The organism is Streptomyces spiramenti, from assembly GCF_012034385.1.
Classification (GTDB): Bacteria; Actinomycetota; Actinomycetes; order Streptomycetales; family Streptomycetaceae; genus Streptomyces; species Streptomyces spiramenti.
In genome coordinates this window covers 1-1824 of sequence record NZ_JAAVJB010000428.1, presented here as the reverse complement: position 1 = coordinate 1824, position 1824 = coordinate 1, and the positions used below count along the sequence as shown (strand labels likewise).

At 76.1% G+C, this 1824-nt stretch carries 2 protein-coding genes; both read left to right on the top strand.

What is annotated here, in order from left to right:
* Positions 1-989: lipid II flippase MurJ (locus tag HCJ92_RS23910; RefSeq protein ID WP_275942340.1), on the top strand; the 989-nt coding region annotated here is incomplete at its 5' end.
* The coding region (locus HCJ92_RS23905) for a polysaccharide deacetylase family protein (RefSeq protein ID WP_420824771.1) at positions 970-1824 on the top strand (855 nt) is incomplete at its 3' end. The genes HCJ92_RS23910 and HCJ92_RS23905, both read left to right, overlap by 20 nt.

The following is a 1824-nucleotide window of genomic DNA, read 5'->3' as shown; positions in this document are numbered from 1 at the left end:
CCGACGGGCCGCGTGCCGCGGCGGCGCCCGGCCCGGAGGGCGCGGCGGCCTCTCACGACGGGGAGGGACGCGTCGGGGCGGGCCCCGGTGCCGTGTCGGCGTCCGGGACGGTGTCGCCGGGTGCGGCGGCGCTCGCGCTGGTCGCCCCGGTGGCGCTGTTCGCGCTGAGCCGCCAGGCACAGGTGCTGGTGGAACGTTTCCTTGCCTCCGGTCTCCCCGCCGGGGCGATCTCCCATCTCAACTACGCGCAGAAGGTCGCGCAGTTGCCGATGGTGCTCTCGCTGATGATCGTGACCGTCACGCTGCCCGTGGTGGCGCGGGCCATGGCCGAGGGCGACCTCGCCGGGGCGCGCCGTCGGGTGGAACGTGACCTGGTGTGGGCCTCCGGCGTGGTGCTCGCCGGTGCCGCCTACGTGCTGGCCTGCGGGCCGCAGCTGATCGAGGTGCTGTTCCAGCGGGGCGCCTTCGACGCCGGTGCCACCGAGTCGACCGCGGCGGTGATGCGGGTCTACGCGCTCGGGCTGCTCGGTCACACCCTCGTCGGCACCCTCGCGCGTCCGTTCTTCTCGGCCGCGCGACCCACGTGGTACCCGATGGCCGCGATGGCCGGTGGCCTCGCCGTCACCGTGGCGGCCGGCGCGCTGCTGGTCGGCCCGTGGGGCGCGCCGGGGATCGCCGCCGCCAACGCGGCCGGGATCGCCGTGGCGGCGCTGCTGATGCTGCGCGGGCTGAGCGCCCGCGTCCTCCCGGTGGACACGCGGGCGGTCCTCGGGACCCTCGCCCGACTGACGGCTGCCGCCGGCGCGGCGGCGCTGGTCGGCTGGGCGGTCGCCGGCCGGCTCGACTCACCGGCGGTGGCAGTGGTCGCCGCCGCGCTACTGGTCCCCTCCGTCCTCGTGGCCGCATCCGGCGCGCTGCGGGTGCCGGAGGCCCTCTCCCTGGTCACCGAAGCCCGAAGGAGGCTGCGCCATGTCCGCTCTGTTCCGTGAGACGACCGTCCCGTCCGCCGTCAGGAGCGCGGTGAGGTCCGCGAGGCCCGCCGGGTCGCGGGGTGCGGTGCTGCCGTGGACCCTGATGTATCACTCGGTGGACCACCCAACGGCCGACCCCTACAACATCACCGTCTCGCGCCGGCGGCTGGAGGAGCAGCTGCGCTGGTTGCGCGACCGGGGGCTGCGCGGCGTCTCGCTCGGCGAGATGCTCGCCGCACATGCCGCGGGCCGGTCGGCCGGGCTGGTCGGGCTGACCTTCGACGACGGGTACACCGACTTCCTCACCGGCGCGGTGCCGCTGCTGCACCGCTACGACTGCACGGCCACCGTCTTCGTCCTCCCCGGCCTGCTGGGGGGCTTCAACGACTGGGACCCGCTCGGTCCCCGCAAGCCGCTGCTGACGGGCCACGGCGTCCGGGCGGTCGCCGCGGCCGGTATGGAGGTCGGCTCCCACGGGATGTACCACCGCAGCCTGTTGGGGCTGCGCGAGGCCGACCTGCGGGCCGAGCTGGAGGAGAGCCGCGACCGGCTGGCCGACATCTGCGGTACCGCGCCGGCGGGGTTCTGCTATCCGTACGGCGACGTGGACGCCGCGGCGGCCGAGATGGCGCGGGAGGTCGGATACGACTACGCCTGTTCGATCAACCCCGGCCCGTTGACCGGCCGTTGGGCGCTGCCGCGGGCGCACGTCGGCCAGCGGGACACCGCGACGCGGCTGTGGGCGAAGCGCGTGCTCCACCCGTTGCGGCGCCGGGCGGTCACCGTCGCCTCCGGTGAGGAGGCGGGCTCCCGCGCACCCCGGGCGCGCGGCGCGGCGGGGGCGGGGCCCTAC